The organism is Pseudomonas typographi, assembly GCF_014694385.1.
Taxonomy (GTDB): domain Bacteria; phylum Pseudomonadota; class Gammaproteobacteria; order Pseudomonadales; family Pseudomonadaceae; genus Aquipseudomonas; species Aquipseudomonas typographi.
On the sequence record NZ_JAAOCA010000020.1, the window covers coordinates 20,007 to 39,931 of the forward strand.

At 61.3% G+C, this 19,925-nt stretch carries 19 protein-coding genes; 10 read left to right on the forward strand and 9 right to left on the reverse strand.

The features are described 5' to 3' along the window. Window position 1: 1 nt before the first annotated feature. From rsmB to def, 3 genes are all read right to left on the reverse strand, one after another. Window positions 2-1,312, reverse strand: a complete 1,311-nt coding sequence (gene rsmB / locus HAQ05_RS16195; protein WP_190422406.1) for a 16S rRNA (cytosine(967)-C(5))-methyltransferase RsmB — start codon at window positions 1,310-1,312, stop codon at window positions 2-4. Next, window positions 1,309-2,253, reverse strand: a complete 945-nt coding sequence (gene fmt, locus HAQ05_RS16200; RefSeq protein ID WP_190422408.1) for a methionyl-tRNA formyltransferase — start codon at window positions 2,251-2,253, stop codon at window positions 1,309-1,311. Before fmt ends, rsmB begins: the two co-directional genes overlap by 4 nt. 97 nt (window positions 2,254-2,350) lie before the next feature. Continuing rightward, window positions 2,351-2,857, reverse strand: a complete 507-nt coding sequence (def, locus tag HAQ05_RS16205) for a peptide deformylase (RefSeq protein ID WP_190422410.1) — start codon at window positions 2,855-2,857, stop codon at window positions 2,351-2,353. 135 nt (window positions 2,858-2,992) lie between these two features. Between def and HAQ05_RS16210 the strand changes: the two genes are divergently transcribed. From HAQ05_RS16210 to tsaC, 3 genes are all read left to right on the forward strand, one after another. After that, entirely contained in the window at window positions 2,993-4,018 is a 1,026-nt protein-coding gene (locus tag HAQ05_RS16210) for a LysM peptidoglycan-binding domain-containing protein (protein ID WP_190422412.1), read from the forward strand. Window positions 4,019-4,100: 82 nt separating this feature from the next. Further along, the gene (dprA, locus tag HAQ05_RS16215) at window positions 4,101-5,219 is read left to right on the forward strand and encodes a DNA-processing protein DprA (protein ID WP_190422414.1); all 1,119 of its coding nucleotides are present in this window, start codon (window positions 4,101-4,103) and stop codon (window positions 5,217-5,219) included. Between the two features lie 18 nt (window positions 5,220-5,237). Continuing rightward, window positions 5,238-5,792, forward strand: coding sequence for an L-threonylcarbamoyladenylate synthase type 1 TsaC (gene tsaC / locus HAQ05_RS16220; RefSeq protein WP_190422416.1), 555 nt, complete (start codon window positions 5,238-5,240; stop codon window positions 5,790-5,792). A 36-nt stretch (window positions 5,793-5,828) separates the two neighbouring features. Here the strand turns inward: tsaC and HAQ05_RS16225 are convergent, their stop codons facing one another. Continuing rightward, window positions 5,829-6,803 (reverse strand): NADPH:quinone reductase, encoded by a 975-nt coding sequence (locus HAQ05_RS16225; protein ID WP_190422417.1) that lies wholly within the window; start codon window positions 6,801-6,803, stop codon window positions 5,829-5,831. A gap of 147 nt (window positions 6,804-6,950) precedes the next feature. Between HAQ05_RS16225 and hemF the strand changes: the two genes are divergently transcribed. Both hemF and aroE read left to right on the forward strand, forming a co-directional pair. Further along, on the forward strand, window positions 6,951-7,886 hold the full coding sequence (gene hemF / locus HAQ05_RS16230; protein WP_190422419.1) for an oxygen-dependent coproporphyrinogen oxidase: 936 nt from the start codon (window positions 6,951-6,953) through the stop codon (window positions 7,884-7,886). A 17-nt stretch (window positions 7,887-7,903) separates the two neighbouring features. Further along, on the forward strand, window positions 7,904-8,731 hold the full coding sequence (gene aroE, locus HAQ05_RS16235; RefSeq protein WP_190422421.1) for a shikimate dehydrogenase: 828 nt from the start codon (window positions 7,904-7,906) through the stop codon (window positions 8,729-8,731). A gap of 36 nt (window positions 8,732-8,767) precedes the next feature. Here the strand turns inward: aroE and choX are convergent, their stop codons facing one another. Continuing rightward, complete coding sequence (gene choX / locus HAQ05_RS16240) at window positions 8,768-9,688, reverse strand: choline ABC transporter substrate-binding protein (protein WP_190422423.1); 921 nt, start codon at window positions 9,686-9,688, stop codon at window positions 8,768-8,770. A 14-nt stretch (window positions 9,689-9,702) separates the two neighbouring features. Continuing rightward, entirely contained in the window at window positions 9,703-11,220 is a 1,518-nt protein-coding gene (gene betC / locus HAQ05_RS16245) for a choline-sulfatase (protein ID WP_190422426.1), read from the reverse strand. 115 nt (window positions 11,221-11,335) lie between these two features. Here betC and HAQ05_RS16250 point away from each other — a divergent pair, with 115 nt between their 5' ends. The 5 genes from HAQ05_RS16250 to HAQ05_RS16270 all read left to right on the forward strand — a co-directional run bounded on the left by HAQ05_RS16250 (window position 11,336) and on the right by HAQ05_RS16270 (window position 15,409). Next, entirely contained in the window at window positions 11,336-12,268 is a 933-nt protein-coding gene (locus HAQ05_RS16250; protein ID WP_190422428.1) for a choline sulfate utilization transcriptional regulator, read from the forward strand. 105 nt (window positions 12,269-12,373) lie between these two features. Then, window positions 12,374-12,835: a hypothetical protein gene (locus tag HAQ05_RS16255; protein WP_190422431.1), complete on the forward strand. Its 462-nt coding sequence runs from the start codon at window positions 12,374-12,376 to the stop codon at window positions 12,833-12,835. Window positions 12,836-13,363: 528 nt separating this feature from the next. Beyond that, a complete protein-coding gene (locus HAQ05_RS16260) occupies window positions 13,364-13,858 on the forward strand; it encodes a hypothetical protein (RefSeq protein ID WP_190422433.1) in 495 nt (164 codons plus the stop codon). Window positions 13,859-13,943: 85 nt separating this feature from the next. Continuing rightward, window positions 13,944-14,420, forward strand: coding sequence for a hypothetical protein (locus HAQ05_RS16265; protein WP_190422434.1), 477 nt, complete (start codon window positions 13,944-13,946; stop codon window positions 14,418-14,420). Between the two features lie 209 nt (window positions 14,421-14,629). Beyond that, window positions 14,630-15,409, forward strand: coding sequence for a hypothetical protein (locus HAQ05_RS16270; RefSeq protein ID WP_190422436.1), 780 nt, complete (start codon window positions 14,630-14,632; stop codon window positions 15,407-15,409). Between the two features lie 1,758 nt (window positions 15,410-17,167). On the opposite strand, the gene HAQ05_RS16275 is transcribed toward HAQ05_RS16270, so the two are convergent. The 3 genes from HAQ05_RS16275 to trpB form a co-directional block, all read right to left on the reverse strand. Next, window positions 17,168-17,677 (reverse strand): anti-virulence regulator CigR family protein, encoded by a 510-nt coding sequence (locus HAQ05_RS16275; RefSeq protein ID WP_190422438.1) that lies wholly within the window; start codon window positions 17,675-17,677, stop codon window positions 17,168-17,170. Window positions 17,678-17,797: 120 nt separating this feature from the next. Then, entirely contained in the window at window positions 17,798-18,616 is an 819-nt protein-coding gene (gene trpA / locus HAQ05_RS16280; protein WP_190422440.1) for a tryptophan synthase subunit alpha, read from the reverse strand. Continuing rightward, the gene (gene trpB / locus HAQ05_RS16285) at window positions 18,616-19,836 is read right to left on the reverse strand and encodes a tryptophan synthase subunit beta (RefSeq protein ID WP_190422441.1); all 1,221 of its coding nucleotides are present in this window, start codon (window positions 19,834-19,836) and stop codon (window positions 18,616-18,618) included. The genes trpA and trpB overlap by 1 nt, the downstream gene beginning before the upstream one ends. Between the last annotated feature and the right edge of the window lie 89 nt (window positions 19,837-19,925).

Here is a 19,925-nt window from a genome sequence, read left to right on the forward strand (position 1 = left end):
GTTAGCGAGGGGTGGCGGCGATCTTGATCAGTTTGGCGTAGTAAAAACCATCGTGGCCGTTCGGTTGTGGAAATAACTGGCGGCCATTGGCCTGGGGTATACCGGCGGCGATCGGTAGGTCGAGCTCGCGCGCCCCGGGGGTGCGGGCCAGGAACGCGGCGAGGGTGTCGGTGTTTTCCGCCGGTAACACCGAACAGGTGGCGTACACCAGCAGCCCACCGACCTCCAAGGTGTTCCACAGGGCATCGAGCATCTCGCCCTGCAACTGCGCGAGCGCTGGGATGTCACCGGGTTGGCGGGTGAGCTTGATGTCTGGGTGGCGGCGGATTACCCCAGTGGCCGAGCAAGGTGCATCGAGCAGGATGCGCTGGAAGGGCTGGCCATCCCACCACGCTGCGGTGTCGCGCGCGTCGGCCGCCACCAGGCGTGCGCTCAGGCCAAGCCGGGCGAGGTTGCTGCGCACCCGCTCCAAGCGCTTGGGCTCCAGGTCTACGGCCAGCACTTCGGCCAGCGCCGGCTCGCGCTCGAGCAGGTGGCAGGTTTTACCACCGGGTGCGCAGCAGGCGTCCAACACCCGTTGCCCGGGTGCCAGTTCGAGCAGCCCGGCGGCCAGTTGCGCGGCTTCGTCCTGAACGCTCACCCAACCTTCGGCAAAGCCCGGCAGTTGTTCCACGGCGCAGGGCTGCAGCAAGGTAACGCCGTCTTCGCTGAAGCCACAGGGGCGCGCGTCGATGTCTGCCTGGGCCAGCAGGCGCAGGTAAGCGTCGCGGCGATGGTGGCGCCGGTTCACCCGCAAGGTCATCGGCGCGGGCTGGTTGTTGGCCTCGCACAGCGCTTGCCACTGCTCTGGCCAGGCGGCTTTGAGGGCTTTTTGCAGCCAGCGGGGGTGCGCGGTGCTGACCACCGGGTCGCGCTCCAGGCCAATCAGCAGTTCATTGCCTTCGCGCTGGGCGCGGCGTAGCACGGCATTGAGCAGCCCTTTTGCCCAGGGCTTTTTAAGTTTGACGGCGCAGCCCACGGTTTCGGCGATGGCAGCATGGGCCGGCACACGGCTGTAGAGCAGTTGATACAGGCCCACCAGCAGCAACGCTTGCAAATCCGCATCCTGCGCCTTGAACGGCTTTTGCATCAACGCGCCGGCCAGCAGCGCCAGCCGTGGCTCCCAGCGCGCGGCGCCGAAGGCGAGGTCCTGGGCCAAGCCGCGGTCGCGTGGTTCAACCTTGGCCAGTTGTGGCGGCAGCGAGCCATTGAGTGAAGCCTTGCCGGCCAGTACGGCGGCCAGCGCATGGGTGGCGGCCAGGCGCGGGTTCATTGGCCTAGCACCATGCCGGGGGCGAATTGTTCGCGGCGGCTATTGAACAGGTCGCTGAATGCCAGCGGCTTGCCGCCAGGCAGTTGCAGTTGGGTTATCAGCAATGCGCCCTCGCCGCACGCCACCGCCAAGCCCTGCTTGCTGGCGGCCAGTATCTGCCCGGGTTGGCCGTGGCCTTCGCCAAGGCTGGCAGCCAGCACCTTGAACGGTTCGCCGGCCACGGTGCTGTGGCATACCGGCCACGGAAACAACGCGCGCACCTGGCGCTCCAGTGCAACGGCCGGGCGCGCCCAGTCGAGGCGGGCTTCGTGTTTGCTCAGCTTGTGCGCATAGGTGGCCAGGGCATCGTCTTGCACTTGGCCTATGAGGGTGCCGCTGGCCAGGCCCGCGATCGCTTCGACCACCGCCGCCGGGCCCAGTTGGGCCAGGCGGTCGTGCAGGCTGCCGCCGGTATCGCGAGGGCTGATGGGGGTACGGACCTTGAGCAGCATGGGCCCGGTGTCCAACCCGGCCTCCATGCGCATCACCGTGACGCCGCTCTCGGTATCACCGGCCTCAACCGCGCGCTGGATCGGTGCGGCACCGCGCCAGCGCGGCAGCAGCGAAGCGTGGCTGTTGATGCAGCCCAGCGGCGGAATGTCGAGCACCGCTTGCGGCAGGATAAGCCCGTAGGCCACCACCACCATCAGGTCGGGCGCCAGGGCCGCCAGCTTTTGTTGGGCATCCGGCGCCCGCAGGCTGGCGGGTTGCACCACCTCGATACCCTGGGCCACGGCCAGTTGCTTGACCGGGCTTGGCAGCAACTTTTGCCCACGCCCAGCGGGGCGGTCGGGCTGGGTGTAAACAGCCACCACCTGGTGCGGTGTGTGGAGCAGGGCCTTAAGGTGTTCGGCGGCAAATTCGGGGGTACCGGCAAAGACAATGCGCATCGGTTCTACCATCAAATAAAAAAGGCTTGCCGGGGCAAGCCTCAGGTTGCTGACCACCTATGGGGTGGTAGGCGCGTGGTAGCGCCCGGCGGGCGCCCAGGCGGCCCGATCAAGCTTGCTGGCGGTGCTGTTTTTCCAGCTTTTTCTTGATCCGGTCGCGCTTGAGAAACGACAGGTAGTCAACGAACAGCTTGCCATCGAGGTGGTCGCACTCATGCTGCACGCACACCGCCAACAGGCCCTCGGCGACCAGCTCGAACGGCTCGCCGTCGCGGCCCAGCGCTTTGACCTTGACCTTTTGCGGGCGCTCGACGTTCTCGTAGAAACCCGGTACCGACAAGCACCCCTCTTGGTACTGGCCGAGTTCTTCGGTCAAGGCCTCGAACTCGGGGTTGATGAACACCCGGGGTTCGCTGCGATCCTCGGAAAGGTCCATGACCACGATACGCTTGTGAACGTTGACCTGGGTCGCCGCCAACCCGATACCGGGCGCTTCGTACATGGTTTCAAACATGTCATCGACCAGCTGGCGCACCTCGTCGTCGACCACCTCGACTGGCTTGGCGATGGTGCGAAGACGCGAATCCGGAAATTCGAGAATGTTTAAAATAGCCATATGCTCAAGTGCTGCACTTTAGGGTAATGTCGGGCGTCAGCGGCATCGCCTGACGCTGTTTGAGCGGTTTACGCCCAGGGAAAACCCGCTGCCCGCAGGTTTGATGAATGCGTACATGATAAAGGGATTCACGGCATGAGGAAATCTTTACTCGCCCTGCTGCTGCTGGCCGCTGCCAGCCTGGCACAGGCGCAGGTACAACTCAGGGACGGCTATCCACAACGTTACACCGTTATACAGGGCGACACGCTCTGGGACATTGCCGGCAAGTTCCTCAGCAAACCTTGGGAATGGCCGCACATTTGGCACGCCAACCCCCAGGTCGCCAACCCCGACTTTATCTACCCGGGCGATACGCTGGTGCTCAGTTTCGCCGGCGGGCAGCCGCAAATTTCCCTGCAACGTGGCGAAAGCCGCGGCACCATCAAGCTCTCGCCGCGGGCCCGCAGCACGCCCGTGGCCGAGGCAATCCCGACGATCCCGCTGGGCTCTATCAACGCCTTTTTGCTGGCCAACCGGGTGGTGCAAAGCCCGGAAGAATTCGAACAGGCGCCCTATATCGTGGCCGGCAACCAAGAGCGCGTGCTCAGCGGCCAGGGTGATCGGATTTACGCCCGCGGCCACTTCGACCCGCAACATACCGTGTATGGCATTTTTCGCCAGGGCAAGACCTATACCGACCCGGCTACCCATGAAGTGCTGGGCATCAATGCCGATAACCTCGGTGGCGGCGAGGTGGTTGCCACCGAAGGCGATATCGCCACGCTGAGCCTGCAAAGCTCCAATGCCGAAGTTCGCCTGGGCGACCGCCTGTTCAGCACCGAAGAGCGACCGGTCAATTCGTTCTTCTACCCCGCCGCGCCTACCCGCGAGGTGCATGGCACGATCATCGACGTGCCGCGCGGGGTGACCCAGATCGGCAAATACGACGTGGTGACGCTCGACCGTGGCAGCCGTGACGGGCTGCAAGAAGGTAACGTACTGGCCATTTACAAAACCGGCGAAATCGTGCGCGACCGGGTCAACGGCGAGCAAGTGAAGATCCCCGACGAGCGCGCGGGCCTTTTGATGGTGTTTCGCACTTACGAAAAACTCAGCTATGGTTTGGTGCTCAATGCCACCCGTTCATTGGCGGTTATGGATAAAGTCGCCAATCCATAGTGGCATTTGCTAAACATCCATCAACAGAGTTATCCACAGGTTGTGATGAGCGGCCTGTGGCGGTGAGATCAAGGACGATCACATGCCACTTATCGACGCCCTGGCGGGTTCGCCCGCCGAACTGGACGCGCGCTTGCGCCTGCATTCGTTGCCCAAGGTTGGGCCTGTACATTTTCGTAAACTGATCGACGCGTTCGGCAGTGCCTGCGCCGCGCTCGCCGCGCCGGCGCCTGCCTGGGTGGCGTTGGGCCTGGCGCGGGAGAGCGCCGCCGCGCGCCGTGAGCCTGCGGTGCGCGATGGTGCCAGCGCCGCAATGCGCTGGCTAGAGCCATCGGGCCGGCACTTGTTGATGTGGGACCACCCCCATTACCCCGCCTTGCTGGCAGAAATCCCAGACCCGCCACCCCTGCTGTTCGTGCAGGGTAACCCCCACATACTTGAGCAGCCCCAACTGGCCATCGTGGGTAGCCGCCGTGCTTGCGCCCCGGGTTTGGACACCGCCCGGGCGTTCGCAATGGCCTTGGCGCAGGCCGGTTTCACCATCACCAGCGGCCTGGCGCTGGGTATCGATGGCGCCGCCCACAGAGGCGCGCTGCGGGTGGGCGGGGGGACGGTAGCCGTACTGGGCACGGGCCTCGAAAAAGTTTATCCACAGCGGCATGTGGGCCTTGCACGTGACATTACCGAGCAGGGCGGCGCCGTGATTTCGGAGTACCCGCTGGGCACGCCGCCGGCGCGGGACAACTTTCCCCGGCGCAATCGCCTGATCAGCGGTTTGGCCCTGGGCGTGCTGGTGGTGGAGGCGAGCCTGGGCAGCGGTTCGCTGATCACGGCGCGCTTGGCCGCGGAACAGGGCCGGGAGGTGTACGCCATCCCCGGGTCCATTCACCACCCTGGGGCAAAAGGCTGCCACCAGTTGATCCGCGACGGTGCGCAATTGGTCGAAAGCATCGAGCACATCTTGGAAAGCCTGCAGGGCTGGCACGGGCCGGCGGCGCAGATGCCGGCCAGCCCGGCCGACCCGGTGTTGGCCGAGCTATTGGCCGGGCCGCGTTCGGCCGAAGCGTTGGCGGGGGACTTGCACTGGCCGCTGCCGCGGGTGCTGGCCGCGCTTACCGAGCACGAGGTAACCGGGCAGGTGGTTTGCGAAGCGGGGCGATGGTTCGCCAGGCCCATGCCAGATACACTGCGCTCACGTTGAGCCGGGAGGGTGTCGAACATGGTGAACAGTTGGCGTGCGCAGCAGGCCGCGCGGGAGATACGCGCCGGTGCGGTGATTGCCTACCCCACCGAAGCTGTTTGGGGGCTGGGCTGCGACCCTTGGGACGAAGACGCGGTGTACCGCTTGCTCGCCATCAAGTCGCGCTCGGTGGATAAAGGCCTGATCCTGATCGCCGACAACATTCGCCAGTTCGATTTTTTGTTCGAAGACTTCCCGCAAACCTGGCTCGACAAAATGGCGGCGACCTGGCCGGGGCCCAATACCTGGCTGGTGCCGCACCGTGACCTGTTGCCCGAGTGGATCACCGGCCAGCACGACAGCGTGGCCGTGCGGGTCAGCGACCACCCGCTGGTGCGCGAATTATGCGCGCTGGTGGGGCCCATCGTATCGACCTCGGCCAACCCCCAGGGCAAGGCCCCGGCACGCACCCGCCTGCGCGTAGAGCAATATTTTCGCGGCCAGGTCGACTACGTGATGGGTGGCGCGTTGGGCGGCCGGCGCAGCCCCAGTGTGATTCGGGATCTGCGCTCAGGCGAGGTCATCCGCCCGTAAAAACGCCTGCGCTATCGGCTGCTGTTTCGGTGGGCACTACGGGATCAAAACCGTCGACCCGGTAGTGCGCCGCCCGGAGAGCTCGGTATGCGCCTTGGCGGCCTCGGCCAGTGGGTAGCGGTGGTTGACCTCAATTTTAACCTTGCCGCTGGTAACGTTCTCGAACAGTTCGTTGGCCATCGCTTGCAAGGCCGACGGCACCGCATAGGTGGCCAGCGTTGGGCGGGTGACGTACAGCGAGCCTTTGCTGCTGAGGACGGCAAGGTTGACCCCGGTGACCGCGCCGGAGGCATTGCCGAAGCTTACCAACAGCCCGCGAGGCGCTACGCAATCGAGCGAGGTTTCCCAGGTGTCTTTGCCTACGCCGTCGTACACCACCGGGCATTTTTTCCCGTCGGTGAGTTCCAGCACGCGCTTGGTCACGTCTTCGCGGCTGTAGTCGATCACTTCCCAGGCGCCGGCGGCCTTCGCCGCGGCGGCTTTCTCCGGCGAGCTTACCGTGCCGATCACCTTGGCCCCGAGTTCCTTGGCCCATTGGCAGGCGATCAGCCCCACCCCGCCCGCGGCGGCATGCCATAGCACGGTTTCGCCCGCTTCAACGCGGTAGGTTTGGCGCAGCAGGTACTGCACGGTCAGCCCCTTGAGCATCATGCCGGCGGCCTGTTCGAAGCTGATCGCCTCGGGCAGTTTCACCAGCAGGTTGGCGGGCAACACGTGCAGTTCACTGTAAGCGCCCAGCGGGCCGCCGGCGTGGGCCACGTGGTCGCCCACCTGCAAGCCGCGGACTTCGCTGCCCACCGCATCGACCACACCGGCCGCCTCGGTGCCCAGGCCCGACGGAAACGTCGCGATGGGGTAAAGGCCGCCCCGAAAGTAGGTGTCGATGTAATTCAGCCCGATCGCCTTATTGCGCACCCGGACCTCATGGGGCCCCGGTTCGGCAGGAGTGTAGTCGACATATTGCAGAACCTCCGGGCCGCCGGTGGCAGTGAACTGGATACGCTTGGCCATCTTGTTCTCCTCAGGGGGTGGTCAATGCCCTATCGGACGCCTTTGCACGACCTGCGTCAACTGCCTGCGCCCGGCCGGGGTGGTATGCTACGCGCCGATTTTCCTGGCAGCGCTGGCGGCCGGGGCCGTTCTTGATCGAGGTCCGCGATGAGCAACCCCCGTACTGAAGCTGTGAAGGCCTACCTGCTCGACTTGCAGGGCCGTATTTGCCAAGCACTCGAAGGCGAAGATGGCCAGGCCTGCTTCGCCGAAGACGCCTGGGTGCGCGACGCCGGGGGCGGTGGCCGCACGCGGGTGATCGCCGACGGCGCGGTGTTCGAAAAAGGTGGGGTCAACTTCTCCCACGTGTTCGGTGCCGGCCTGCCGCCTTCGGCCAGCGCCCATCGGCCGGAACTGGCCGGGCGCGGGTTCGAAGCGCTGGGGGTGTCGTTGGTGATGCACCCCCGTAACCCCCATGTGCCCACCTCCCATGCCAATGTGCGGTTTTTCAGCGCTGAAAAAGACGGCGAGGAACCCGTGTGGTGGTTCGGTGGCGGCTTCGACCTCACCCCGTATTACGCCCATGAAGAAGACTGCGTGCATTGGCACCGGGTAGCCGAGCGCGCCTGTGCCCCCTTTGGGGCCGGGGTGTATGCCGAATACAAGGCCTGGTGCGACCGCTACTTTCACCTAAAGCACCGTAACGAGCCGCGCGGTATCGGCGGGTTGTTCTTCGACGACCTCAATACCTGGGGTTTCGAAACCTGCTTTGCTTTCGTGCGCGCGATCGGTGATGCCTACACCGAGGCGTACCTGCCTATCGTGCAGCGCCGCCGGCACGTGCCATGGTCGGCGGCGCAGCGCGAGTTCCAGGAGTACCGCCGTGGGCGCTACGTGGAATTCAACCTGGTCTATGATCGCGGCACACTGTTTGGCTTGCAGTCCGGCGGCCGTACCGAGTCGATCTTGATGTCGTTACCGCCTCAGGTGCGCTGGGGTTACGACTTCCACCCCGCACCGGGTAGTGAAGAGGCGCGGCTGACCGACTACTTTCTTCAAGACCGCGATTGGCTGGGCCTAGCCCCGGATAACCACACCCCTTGAGCGCAGGATTGCCCCGAATGGACCGCTACGTCGTGTTTGGAAACCCCATTGGCCACAGCAAGTCGCCAACCATTCACCGCCTGTTCGCCGAACAGGCGGGCCAACAGCTGGAGTACCGCACGCAGGTAGCCCCACTGGGCGGCTTCGGCGAATGTGCCCGCGAGTTTTTTCAGGCGGGTGGCTTGGGCGCCAACGTGACCGTGCCGTTCAAGGAGGACGCCTACCGCTTCTGCGATGAGCTTACCCTGCGCGCGCAGCGGGCCGGGGCGGTAAACATGCTCAGCCGCCAGGGCGATGGTGGCGTGCGCGGCGATAACACCGACGGTGAAGGGCTGGTGCGCGACCTTACGGCCAACGCCGGCTTGCCCTTGGCCGGCAAGCGCATCTTGCTGCTCGGGGCCGGCGGTGCCGCACGTGGCGTGCTCGAGCCTTTACTCGAAGAAGCGCCCGCGCAGGTGGTGCTTGCCAACCGTACGCTGGAAAAGGCACAGCGGCTGGTAGAAGCGTTCGCCGAACTGGGCCCGCTGCGTGCCTCGGCGTTCGCCGAGCTGGCCGGGCCGTTCGATGTGATCATCAACGCCACGGCAGCGAGCCTGGCCGGGGAAATCCCCCCGGTGGCCGCCAGCCTGATCGAGCCGGGCCGCACGGCGTGTTACGACATGATGTATGGCAAGGCGCCGACGCCGTTCTGCCACTGGGCCACCGAGCATGGCGCGGTGAAGGCGCTCGATGGCCTGGGCATGCTGGTGGAGCAGGCTGCCGTGGCGTTCCGTTACTGGCGCGGCGTAGAGGTAGACACCGCACCGGTATTGGCCAACCTGCGCCAGCAACTGCTGAACGGTTAAACCGCGCACCGGCCGCGGTGGGCGGCGCAGGCTGGTTTACAGCTTGGCTTTCACCGCCGCCAGCGCATCCTTGCCGTCGGCGGTTTTCACCCCGGCAAGCCATGTGTCGAGCACTTGTGGGTTGGCTTTAAGCCACGCCCTGGCGGCCTCGGCATTGGTTTTTTTGTTGTCTACCACATCGGCCATGATGGTGTTCTCCATGGCGGGGGTAAACATCAGCTGGCTGAACAGCTTGCCCACCTCAGGGCAGGCTTGCGCGTAGCCCGGGCGCGTCAATGTGTACACACTGCCCGCGGTGCCGAAGTATTGCTCACCGCCGGTGAGGTAATGCATTTTCAGCTTCACGTTCATTGGGTGTGGGGTCCAACCCAGGAACGTGATGAAGCGCTTGTTTTTCACGGCGCGGTTCACTTCGGCAAGCATCGCTTGCTCACTGGACTCCACCAGTTTCCACTTGCCCAGGTTGAAGTCGTTCTTCTTGATGATTTCTTGCAGCGACTGGTTGGCTGGTGCCCCGGCGCCAATGCCGTAGAGTTTTTCGCCGAACTTGTCTGCGAATTTGTTCAGGTCGTCGAAGCTGTGCACGCCGGCATCGTACACATAGTCCGGTACCGCCAGGGTGAACTGGGTGCCTTCGAGGTTCTTGGCCAGTTGCACCACCTTGCCGTTGGCGATGAATTTATCGTGGAAGCCTTGTTGGGCCGGCATCCAGTTGCCGAGAAAAACATCCACCTGGCCATCTTGTAGGCCGCCGTAAGTGATCGGTACCGCCAGCGAATCGACCTTGGTCTGGTAGCCCATGCCCTCGAGCAGAAAACCGGCAATGGCGTTGGTGGCGGCAATGTCGCTCCAACCTGGGTCCGCCATTTTCACTGGGCTGCAGCTTTGCTCTGCCCAGGCAACGCTGGCGCCGAGCCCAAGGGCACCGGCAACGATCACGGTGGTCATCTTTTTCATGGCTTTCCCTTTTTCTATTCGGTTTGGCAGGGTTGTGGATAACGTGCCCTGCGCTCCAGATCGTCCAGGTCGATATGGTTGCGCATGTACTGCTGGCTGGCATCTACCAGCGGCTGGTGGTCCCAGCTCTTCAGCTTGCCCTGCGCCAGTGCCTGCGCCACGAAACGGCGGCGGCGCTGGCTGGCGAGCACCTGGCGGTGGATCGCCGGGATGTCCCACTTGGCCCGTGCTTCGGCCAGGAAAGCTGCAAAAAGTGCCTGGTGGTCGGCGGCGTTGCTCAAGTTTTCCCGTTCGTGAGGGTCTAGGCGCAGGTTGTACAGCAGGCACGGGTCGCGTTCGCTGTAGATGAACTTGTAGTCGCCACGGCGGATCATCATCAGCGGGCTGTTGGTTCCCTCGGCCATGTACTCGCCAAACACTTCGTCGTGGCCACCGTTGCCTTCGAGGTGGCCCACCAGCGAGCGGCCGTCCAGTGGCAGCCCTTCGGCCGGCTCCCCGCCGGCCAGTTCGACCAGCGTGGGCAGCAGGTCGGCGGTAGACACCGAGGCGCCGACACGGCGCGCCGGGAACTGGCCGGGGGCGCTCACCAGCAGCGGCACGCGCGCCGACATCTCGAACCAGTGCATTTTGTACCAAAGGCCACGCTCGCCGAGCATGTCGCCATGGTCGCCAGAGAACACGATGATGGTGTCGTCTGTTAAACCACATTCGCCCAGGGTTTGCAGTAGCCGCCCCACGTTGTGGTCGATGTAGCTACAGGCGCCGAAGTAGGCGCGGCGAGCGTCGCGGATTTTATTTTGCGGCAGCGGTTTATCCCACAGGTCGTACACTTTCAGCAGGCGCTGGGAGTGTGGGTCCAGCTCATCCTGGCTGGGTACGTTGGCTGGCATCGGGATGTCTTCATCACGGTACAAGTCCCAAAACGGCCGCGGGATGGTGTAGGGGTCGTGCGGGTGGGTCATCGACACGGTGAGGCAAAACGGCCGCCCGGCGCCCTCGCGCACATGGTCGTAAAGGTATTGCTGGGCCTTGAACACCACCTCTTCATCGAAGTCGAGCTGGTTGGTGCGCACGCACGGGCCGGCTTGTAGCACCGACGCCATGTTGTGGTACCAACTTGGGCGCACGTCGGGTTCGTCCCAATTCACCGACCAACCGTAGTCGGCCGGGTAGATATCACTGGTCAGGCGCTCTTCGTAGCCGTGCAATTGGTCGGGCCCGCAAAAGTGCATCTTGCCGGCCAGCGCGGTGTGGTAGCCCAGCTTGCGCAGGTAGTGGGCGTAGGTGGGAACGTCGGCCGGGAAGTCCGCTGCGTTGTCGTAAGCACCGATCTGGCTGGGCAACTGCCCGCTGACCAAGGTAAAGCGCGACGGGGCGCACAACGGGCTGTTGCAGTAGGCCGAATCGAACACCACGCCGTGTTCGGCGAGTTTCGAAAGGTTCGGCAATTTGATCGGCGATGGGGCGTAAAACGGCAGCATGGGCGCAGCCATTTGATCGGCCATGACGAAAAGAATGTTCTTGCGCTTCATGGGATCGCGGCGTTCCATTGTTGGAGGTTATGCGGTATTGCTTTAAGGCAGAATGAAGCCCATGGCGCTTAGCGGTAAATCCCACTCACGGCAATGCCTAGGATAAGTACAGCTTATGTTTGAGAGTTTGGGCGCCGTTTCGCTCGAGGCATTGCGCGCCTTCGAAGCCGCCGCCCGCCACCGAAGCTTTACCGCGGCCGCCGCGGAACTGGGAACTACCCAGCCGGCCATCAGCCAGCAGATCAAGCGCTTGGAGGGGCAACTGGCGGTGCGCCTGTTCGACCGGGTGTACCGCGGTATCGAGCTCACCGATGCGGGGGCCACCCTGTTCGAATACGTGCTGATCGGCCTGCAAAGTATCGACAGCGGGTTGGGCGCGATTACCAACCACAGCCAGCATGAGGTGCTGCAAGTGGCCACCGACTTCGCCTTTGCCGCTTACTGGCTGATGCCACGCCTGCATCGGTTTCACCAAGCCAACCCGCAGGTGGACGTGAGCTTGGTGACCTCCGAACGCAGCCATGGCATGTTCCGCAACGACATTGACATTGCCGTGCTGTTCGGCGACGGGCGTTTTCGTCAAGGCGAGAGCCACTGGTTGTTCGACGAAGAAGTGTTTCCGGTATGTAGCCCACGCCTGCTGGGCGAGCACACCTCGCCCCTGCCGCTGCAGAGCCTGCGTGAGCTGCCACTGTTGCACCTGCGTGGCGAAAGCAGCAGCCAATGGTTCGATTGGGCCCGGCTGTTCCGCCACTGGCAAATCCCCACCCTGCCGGCGCCGGGGCAACTGCGCTTCGACAACTACACGCTGTTGATCCAGGCCGCCATCGCGGGCCAAGGCGTGGCCATCGGCTGGCGGCATTTGGTCGATGCACTGCTCGACCAGGGGCTGTTATGCCGCCCTACCGAAGAAAGCGCCCGCTCGGCGATGGGGTATTACGCGGTGCTGCCGCAGCGTAAGCGGCGCGGGCGGATGATTCAGCGCTTTCTGGACTGGTTGGTTGAGGAGCAGCGGGGGCCGTTGAAGGCGGAGCATATGGCGGTGTGAACGCTTCTCATCGTTTGGCGAGCGGACATACTGGCAAGAAGCGATTTTTGGAAGCGTAACCCTATAATGGTTCCTATGCTTCTGTTTTTGCTCAAGAGATATGTAATGCCTATCAACGCTAATAGTGCTAATAGCGCGGCGCTCCGTCTTTATGCATCCGTAAAAGACGGCCCACGAAGTAACCGGTTATCGCGTATTTTAAAAGGGGCGGCTAATAGTGTACGCACCAGGAAAAGTACCGAGCTTTTGGTCATTAAGCATCAGGATCTGTCGAAAAGGCTTGACGCGGCGCGCAAAGAATGCGGCGGGCTAGTGGGCCTGGGTAAAGGCCATCCGCAAGGGGAAATTATTACTACTGTGCGTTCCGCTGTACCTAAAAAACGGCCCATAATCCCTTCGCTCAGCTTAATAAAAGCCACTGAGTTAAATCTTGAAAAAAACTTTGTAGTAGCTTCGGCTAAAAAAAAACTAGGGAAACTTAAAACAAAGATCGGGAAATATGAGAAGGAACTCCAGACGATCGACAACAAGATCAATAAAAGAGCTATCATAAAATCGGAACGGTAGCCTTGAGGACGAGTCCGGGGCGATCAGAGCTTTCGCGCAGATCCAGCGACGCATCAGCCTGCTTCCCCGTTATGGTTACCGTCACTTCTAGGGCTTACTGCCTCGCTGACGGGATACCCAACTACTGCCGTGTATCGGACCATGCGCCGTCAAACTCGCTGGCGGGGCTGAATCGCGCTTGATATTGGAAAGCGTGCAGACGCATTGTGATGATCAACTGCCGGGCACGCCAGTGCCCGGCCTATATCGCCGAGAAGCCGCATCTGTTCGCCCGCCTAAGATCGGCATGCAGCCTGTCACCGTGCAAGTCGCGGCCCGTAGAGCAGCAAGCTGTCAGATAGCTTAGTGAAAAGGATCAAGCGCGGCTATGTACCCCAGGGCAAGTCCCCTCGTCATCTAAACGCAAGCGCGTCATGTGTAGGCCAGCGGGCTTTCGCCACGTTAAGCCATCGTTCCGCTATGGGCGTTTTTAGTAAACCTGTCGGAATGAGGCAACTAAACTCGCTTATTCCGCCAGGAGTTTTACACATGCCGAATGTCTCGATCTCCACCTCGCCCGTTCGCCAAAATGCCGTGGCGGGTAGCTTTAATGCCCAGGAGCAAGCGCCTACGTCAGGGCTGTGGGCCAATTTTTTTCAAGGCGCTAAAAACATTTTTACGTGTAGAAGTGGCAATGCCAGGCTCCACGACGAATTGGCCAAAGCCACTCAGCGTAACGCTACAGTTTGCGAAAAGCTGCAAGCAGTCAAAAACAGGATTAATACTAACGAGCAGTTGTTGGCACATATACAGCAGTTGCCTGTTGGCGATGGTCTTAATAATGCCGCCTTGCAGAAGGCCGTCAGCGAGTATGGCTATATCGGCAGAAATATAAATACTTTCGACTCAAAAAGTGAATGGCTTAGTGAGCTGAAATTGGATCGCGAGAAGCTGCTTGGTAAAAAGGTAACTTTGGCTGCTAAGTATGAAAAGGTGCAACAGAAGTTACGGAGGATAAATAGCCAGCTTGACGCTAGGCCTTAGAAACAGAAGCTGAGCATCACTGGAAACCAGGTTGCAACCCAGCCATGATAAGGGCCCCATCGTCATCACGTAAGGTTTATTCTTCATGATCGAAGCCCGCGCTTTCCTGATCGCGCGCTACTGGGCCCACGCGTTTTGGGTGCTGCGTGATGCGCAAGGCCAGTGGTTGGGAGAGTTGCACGGCCTGGCCACTGACCGCCGTACCGGGCAACCGGTGCCGCTGGGGTACCGGCGCTGGCATACGCTGCGGGCCTGGCATTTCGAGGCTGGGCAGCGCATAACCTTGTGCCGCCCAGGCCAGCCAGTGCAGCAAGCCTACCAAGGCGAGGACGCGCAGGCGCGGTGGGATCGCGCGTTGGCATTGATCGCGCCGATCAATGCGTTGGATTTGCCTTATCCACGTGGTGGTGTCCATTGGTTCGGCGCCACCGTTAATAGCAATTCTCTGTATGCCACGTTCGGCCAGGCTATGGGGTTGCCAGTGTCGCGTTTTTCGGGTTTGTGGCAACCAGGGTTGGCTAACCGTGTGTTTCTTACCGCTGGCGCTTCGCCCGAGGGCTGACCGCAGAACAACCTGTGGCGCGCTGGAGCATAGTCAAGCTTTGTAAAGCGTCGCACCTTACGCACTGAACGTAACAACCTGTATCCCGTTGACGCTTTACCAGCAAGGCGAAGCGGTCCAACTATCCTTAGAGCGGGATTTGATAGCACCGGCGATTGGCGGCGCGCATGCTGTGCCGTGAAACGTTTGCTGGATTTAAGGATATATCCATGGGTATCAAAACTATAGGCCAGTCGCTTGTCGCAAAGCTAGGGTGGGCGCCGAAACAAGCATCTTCAAGCTCTCTGCTACTTAAAAAGTGGCTTGTCACGACCAAGATGTGTTCCAAGCAATACCGGCAGTTAGAGCTGGATATGGGGCGATGCAGGAACGCCCATGCCGCTTTTCTAAGGACAGGCCTAAGTGACGTTACAGCATGTCGCTGGAGAGTGTTCAACTCGCAACTCCTCACGCTTCAGAGTGATCTAAGGATAACTTATAGTAAAGCCTCCGTGGCGGACGGGGATGGTGTGAAACGTGAAAGATTATTTTCGAAGCTTGCGAAAATTGAAGCCAATTGTGCCATTTTGGCCGGCACTAACAATCGTTTCGTAGACCAAATCAATGACGACCATTCGTTATGGCGGGCGAATTGCCCCAAAGATGGTCGCGAGGTCTTTGCCCTTAACAAATTCGAGCTCAATACTCCGCAGCTCGAATTTCTTGCGACAGAGCAAAAGGCTCTTGGAAAGTTGAAGATGAGGTGCGAAGTTCTTAAGTCAGGCTTTTCACGGATTGGCCAACCTTCCCAGTGTTTGCTTTCGTGGTGGGATTCTTTAAAAGACGAGGTGCGGACCTGTCGTGATCAACTTGCTTATGATAGTGAATTTGTGAGTGAAAAGTGGCTGAAACAAGAACTCAATGTTCTAGACGACGCCTATACCTGTCTAATTGAGAACATGGCTCGGTTTTCTGATGAAAACGAGGAGCTGTTCCAATCGGATAATTAAGATTCTGGCTCGCCATTTTCCTATAATCCATTTTTATGACCCTCCGCGTGCCTGAGGAAGCAGGCGCAAGCCGGGCATAGTGCCCTACTCGCTAGCAGCGGTAGCTGAAGAATGAACCGGTACGCAATTGGATACGCCCATGTGGGGCCGATGGAGCGGAGCCGGTTCAACAGGCACGTAGTTCGGCGGCCTTAATGTTTGTCAGGGCATCGAATTGTTGCATGCGCGCCGAGCGTGGCTTATGCATACGCCGAATAAACCGGTGAGCGGTTTTGAAAGACGGGCATCCGGGCTCCCCTCATAGTAGGACCATTTAATGGTCCGAATGGGGATGGATCAATGCCAATGTAACAGCATCGCCGATAATCAATAACGTTGAACAGTCAAAGTCACAGGCTGAGGATCCGGTAAAGTCGGTAAATGACATAGCTCTAGATATAAAGAGGTAAAAGCATCGACAGTCGAGTTGAGTCGAGTTCTGCGCTCGTCCCAAAAAATTATTTCGGCTATGTAAAGAACCTAAGATAATTAATTTCAACTGCGTCGGGCGAAGAAATATACCCAAATTGATCTGGGACTGGGAAGATGCACGGTTTGAGTTGGAGCCCTGCCGATATAGAGGCTGACGCTGCTTCGCTTATTTAACACAGAGGTAAAAGCGGGTGCCTTTCAGGGGATACCCGGCGCGGCTCCAAATGAGCGATTTCGATTAGTACGTGGGTGTGCTGGCGTATACATAGCCGCATTGCATAAGGCAAGTAGCTGCCATGTTCGATGCCACCAGCGTCAGGCGCGGCCTTTTGGTTGTGGCGTAACAGTGTTTACGGCCATTGGCCTGCGGGCAGGGAAAACGATCCGACAGCGATTGGTAGCCAGTTTCCAAACTGTTACTTTGCTGAAAGTTACCGCGCAGCCCATCTATGCTGAACGACAGGTGCCACCGATAGTGCCCTGGCGTAACGAGCTTCGCGAACGGATAAAAATATTCAGCGGCCCCACAATGAAGCTTGTCTCTGCTCATATGCGAATGATGTAACGGAGCGGCTGGGGATCGTCGAAAACGTTGTGGCAGATCTCGCAGATCGCCACCCTCGGCCGCTGGCGCTGGTCGCCCCCTGGTTAGAGCGTAAGCAAGCGCTTGAGGCACAACGGGATATGATCAACGAGGCATTCATTCCGCCTGCGATGCACGCTATTTTGTTGAGCGAGGTTGGCCGCGCTTACGCCAACCAACTCCTGGAACCTGTTCCGCCCAATAGCGCTGAGGACATCACCCTAACCCCGTGCACCGCGCAGGATATGCCGTCGTCCCCCCGCTGGGCAGGCGCTTTGCGCAAGGTCGCGGCAGGTGGTAGAGGAAACCCTGGCGCACGCCGGCGCCGAGCTGCCCGCTCTTTTACGCCAGGCGTTGTGTTGCCCATTGCCTAGGCAACCGGTTTACAGAGCCCTGACCCTAACTGACCAAGAGATGCAGCGTTTTTGTAAAGTGTTCAGGGCGGGACAATGGGCGCCTGTGGGAGGCTTCGTCAAGGTGGAAAGTGACTCAGCGCGTGCGCTTCAAGCTGAACAGGCCTCACCGCGGCCCTGGCGGATAGTGTTGGCCATGGGGGCTGCACCCTTCGAGTTGCGCGTTGGCGACCTACAAGGGCAGGCATTGTCCCCAGAAACATTGCTAAAGCAGCTCGGCCACAAGGTGGCCGATGGGGTTCAGGTATTTCGGTTCGAACAAATGTAGCCATCCCTGGCGTTCACCCCCATTCAGTTGAGCACGCCACTGAGCAGCTCATAAACAATGCCGGTGCCGACCGCCACTAGCGCTACGTCGGTGCCCAAGCGGCGCCATTCGTACCCTTCGTAATGGGGCAGGCGGGCCCGGGCGCGGGCATCCAGGGGGCGGCCGTAACCGCGTGGCAGTGGTTCGCCCTTGGCAATGCGCACGTTCGGCGGCAGCTGCTGGCCGCGGCCGAAGTCGGCGCGGTGTTCACTGATGGTATTGCGCACCTGGTCGAAATCCGCCGGGGGGCGTTGGCCCAGGCCGTTCTGGCCCCGGGCCGCTGCCTCGCGATTATCCTGGTGACCTTGACCCCCTTGACCCCCTGGGCCGCCAGGGCCACGTTGAGCGCTTTGGCCATCTCGTCCACCTTGCCCGCCTTGCCCTTGTGAATGTTGCTGGCCATGGTCATCCGAGCCAGGGCCTGCCTGCACCAACGGGGCAGCGGCAGCTAGCATGAGGCTCAAGCCAGCGATCACGGAACGGGCCGATTTCATAGTGTGTGTTTCCTTTAAGGTACGGGCAGCGAAAAGGAGAAGAGAACAGCTGTTCCCTTTACCTTCGTTCTTGGCGGTTAGTCGCTGAAAAACGGGGCAAATTCCACTGTATCAGAAACTTTACCCGGCGCTGACGCGGGCCTTACGTACGCCCTCTGCCAACTGCCGGCAAAGGCCCAGTACCCCCTCTACCGCTTCGCCAGGGTGGTTGGCCTTGGCAATCTGGTCCACCAGTGCAGACCCTACTACCACCCCCTCGGCCAGCCGTGCGATCGCCGCGGCCTGTTCGGGGGTGCGAATGCCGAAGCCCACGCTGATCGGCAGATCGGTGTGGCGGCGCAGGCGCGCCAAGGCATCGCTCACGTGCTCGGCGGTCGCCGCGCCGGCGCCGGTCACGCCCGCGACGGAAACGTAATACACGAACCCCGAGCTGCCCGTGAGTACGGTCGGCAGGCGGTTATCGTCGGTGGTTGGGGTGGTCAGGCGGATAAAGTCCAGGCCCGCCGCCTGGGCCGGGTCGCACAATTCGCCATTATGTTCAGGGGGCAAGTCGACCACGATCAGGCCGTCGACGCCGGCCTCGCTCGCCTCGGCAATAAACCGCTCGACGCCGTAGGAGTGGATCGGGTTGTAGTAACCCATCAGCACCAGCGGCGTCGTAGCGTTGCCGACACGAAAGTCGCGCACCATCTGCAGCGTCTTGGCCAAGGTTTGTTTGGCGGCCAAGGCGCGGATGTTCGCCAGTTGGATGGCCGGGCCATCGGCCATCGGGTCGGTGAAGGGCATGCCCAGCTCGATCACGTCGGCACCAGCATCCGGCAGGCCCTTGAGGATGGCCAGCGAGGTGTCGTAGTCCGGGTCGCCGGAGGTCACGAAGGTTACCAAGGCGGCGCGGTTGTGCGCCTTCAGTTCATTGAAACGGGTGTGCAGGCGGCTCATCAGTGTGTCTCCTGCTTGGCCAGGTCTAAGTGGTGCATCACGGTTTGCATGTCTTTATCGCCACGGCCAGAGAGGTTCACCACCATCAGGTGATCACCCGGCAGCGTAGGCGCGCGCTTGAACACTTCGGCCAGGGCGTGGGCGCTTTCCAGCGCGGGGATGATCCCTTCCAGGCGGCAGCATTGGTGGAAGGCGGCCAGCGCTTCATGGTCGGTCACCGAGGTGTACTGCACCCGGCCGATGTCGTGCAGCCAGGCATGCTCGGGGCCAATGCCGGGGTAGTCCAGGCCGGCCGAGATAGAGTGTGCGTCGATGATCTGGCCGTCTTCGTCCTGCAGCAAAAAGGTGCGGTTGCCGTGTAGCACGCCGGGGCGGCCGCCGTTAAGGCTGGCGGCGTGCTTGCCAGTGTCGATGCCGTGGCCGGCCGCTTCGACGCCGATGATCTCGACGCTTTCGTCATTCAGGAAGGGGTGGAACAGCCCCATGGCGTTGGAACCGCCGCCGATGCAAGCGACCAGGCTGTCGGGCAGCCGCCCTTCTGCAGCTTGCAATTGCTCGCGGGTTTCCTTGCCGATCACCGCCTGGAAGTCACGCACCATTGCCGGATAAGGGTGCGGGCCGGCGACGGTGCCGATCAGGTAGAAGGTGCTTTGTACGTTCGTGACCCAATCGCGCAGGGCTTCGTTCATCGCATCCTTGAGCGTGCCGGTGCCCGCGGTGACCGGGATCACTTCGGCGCCGAGCAGCTTCATGCGAAACACGTTCGCCTGCTGGCGTTCGATGTCGGTGCTGCCCATGTAGATCACGCACTGCAGGCCAAAACGCGCCGCCACGGTGGCGGTAGCGACCCCATGCATGCCGGCGCCGGTTTCGGCAATGATGCGTTGTTTGCCCATGCGCCGGGCCAGGAGGATCTGCCCAATGCAGTTGTTGATCTTGTGCGCGCCGGTATGGTTGAGCTCTTCGCGCTTCAAGTAGATTTTCGCCCCACCGCAATGTTCGGTCAGGCGTTGCGCGAAATACAGCGGGCTTGGGCGGCCCACGTAGTCACGTTGGAAATACGCAAGCTCCGCCGCAAATGCGGGGTCGTGCTTCGCCGCTTCGTATTCGCGGCTCAGGTCGAGGATCAGTGGCATCAGGGTTTCGGCGACATAGCGGCCGCCGAACTGGCCAAACAGGCCGTTGCTGTCGGGCCCGTTTTGGTATTGAGCTTGGGTCATGAGGTGCTCCTGGTCGCAGTCGCTGGCAATGGGCTCACTTTAACCACGACACAGGGCCCTGAAAACCGATAAGATCGCCGAAACCTGTT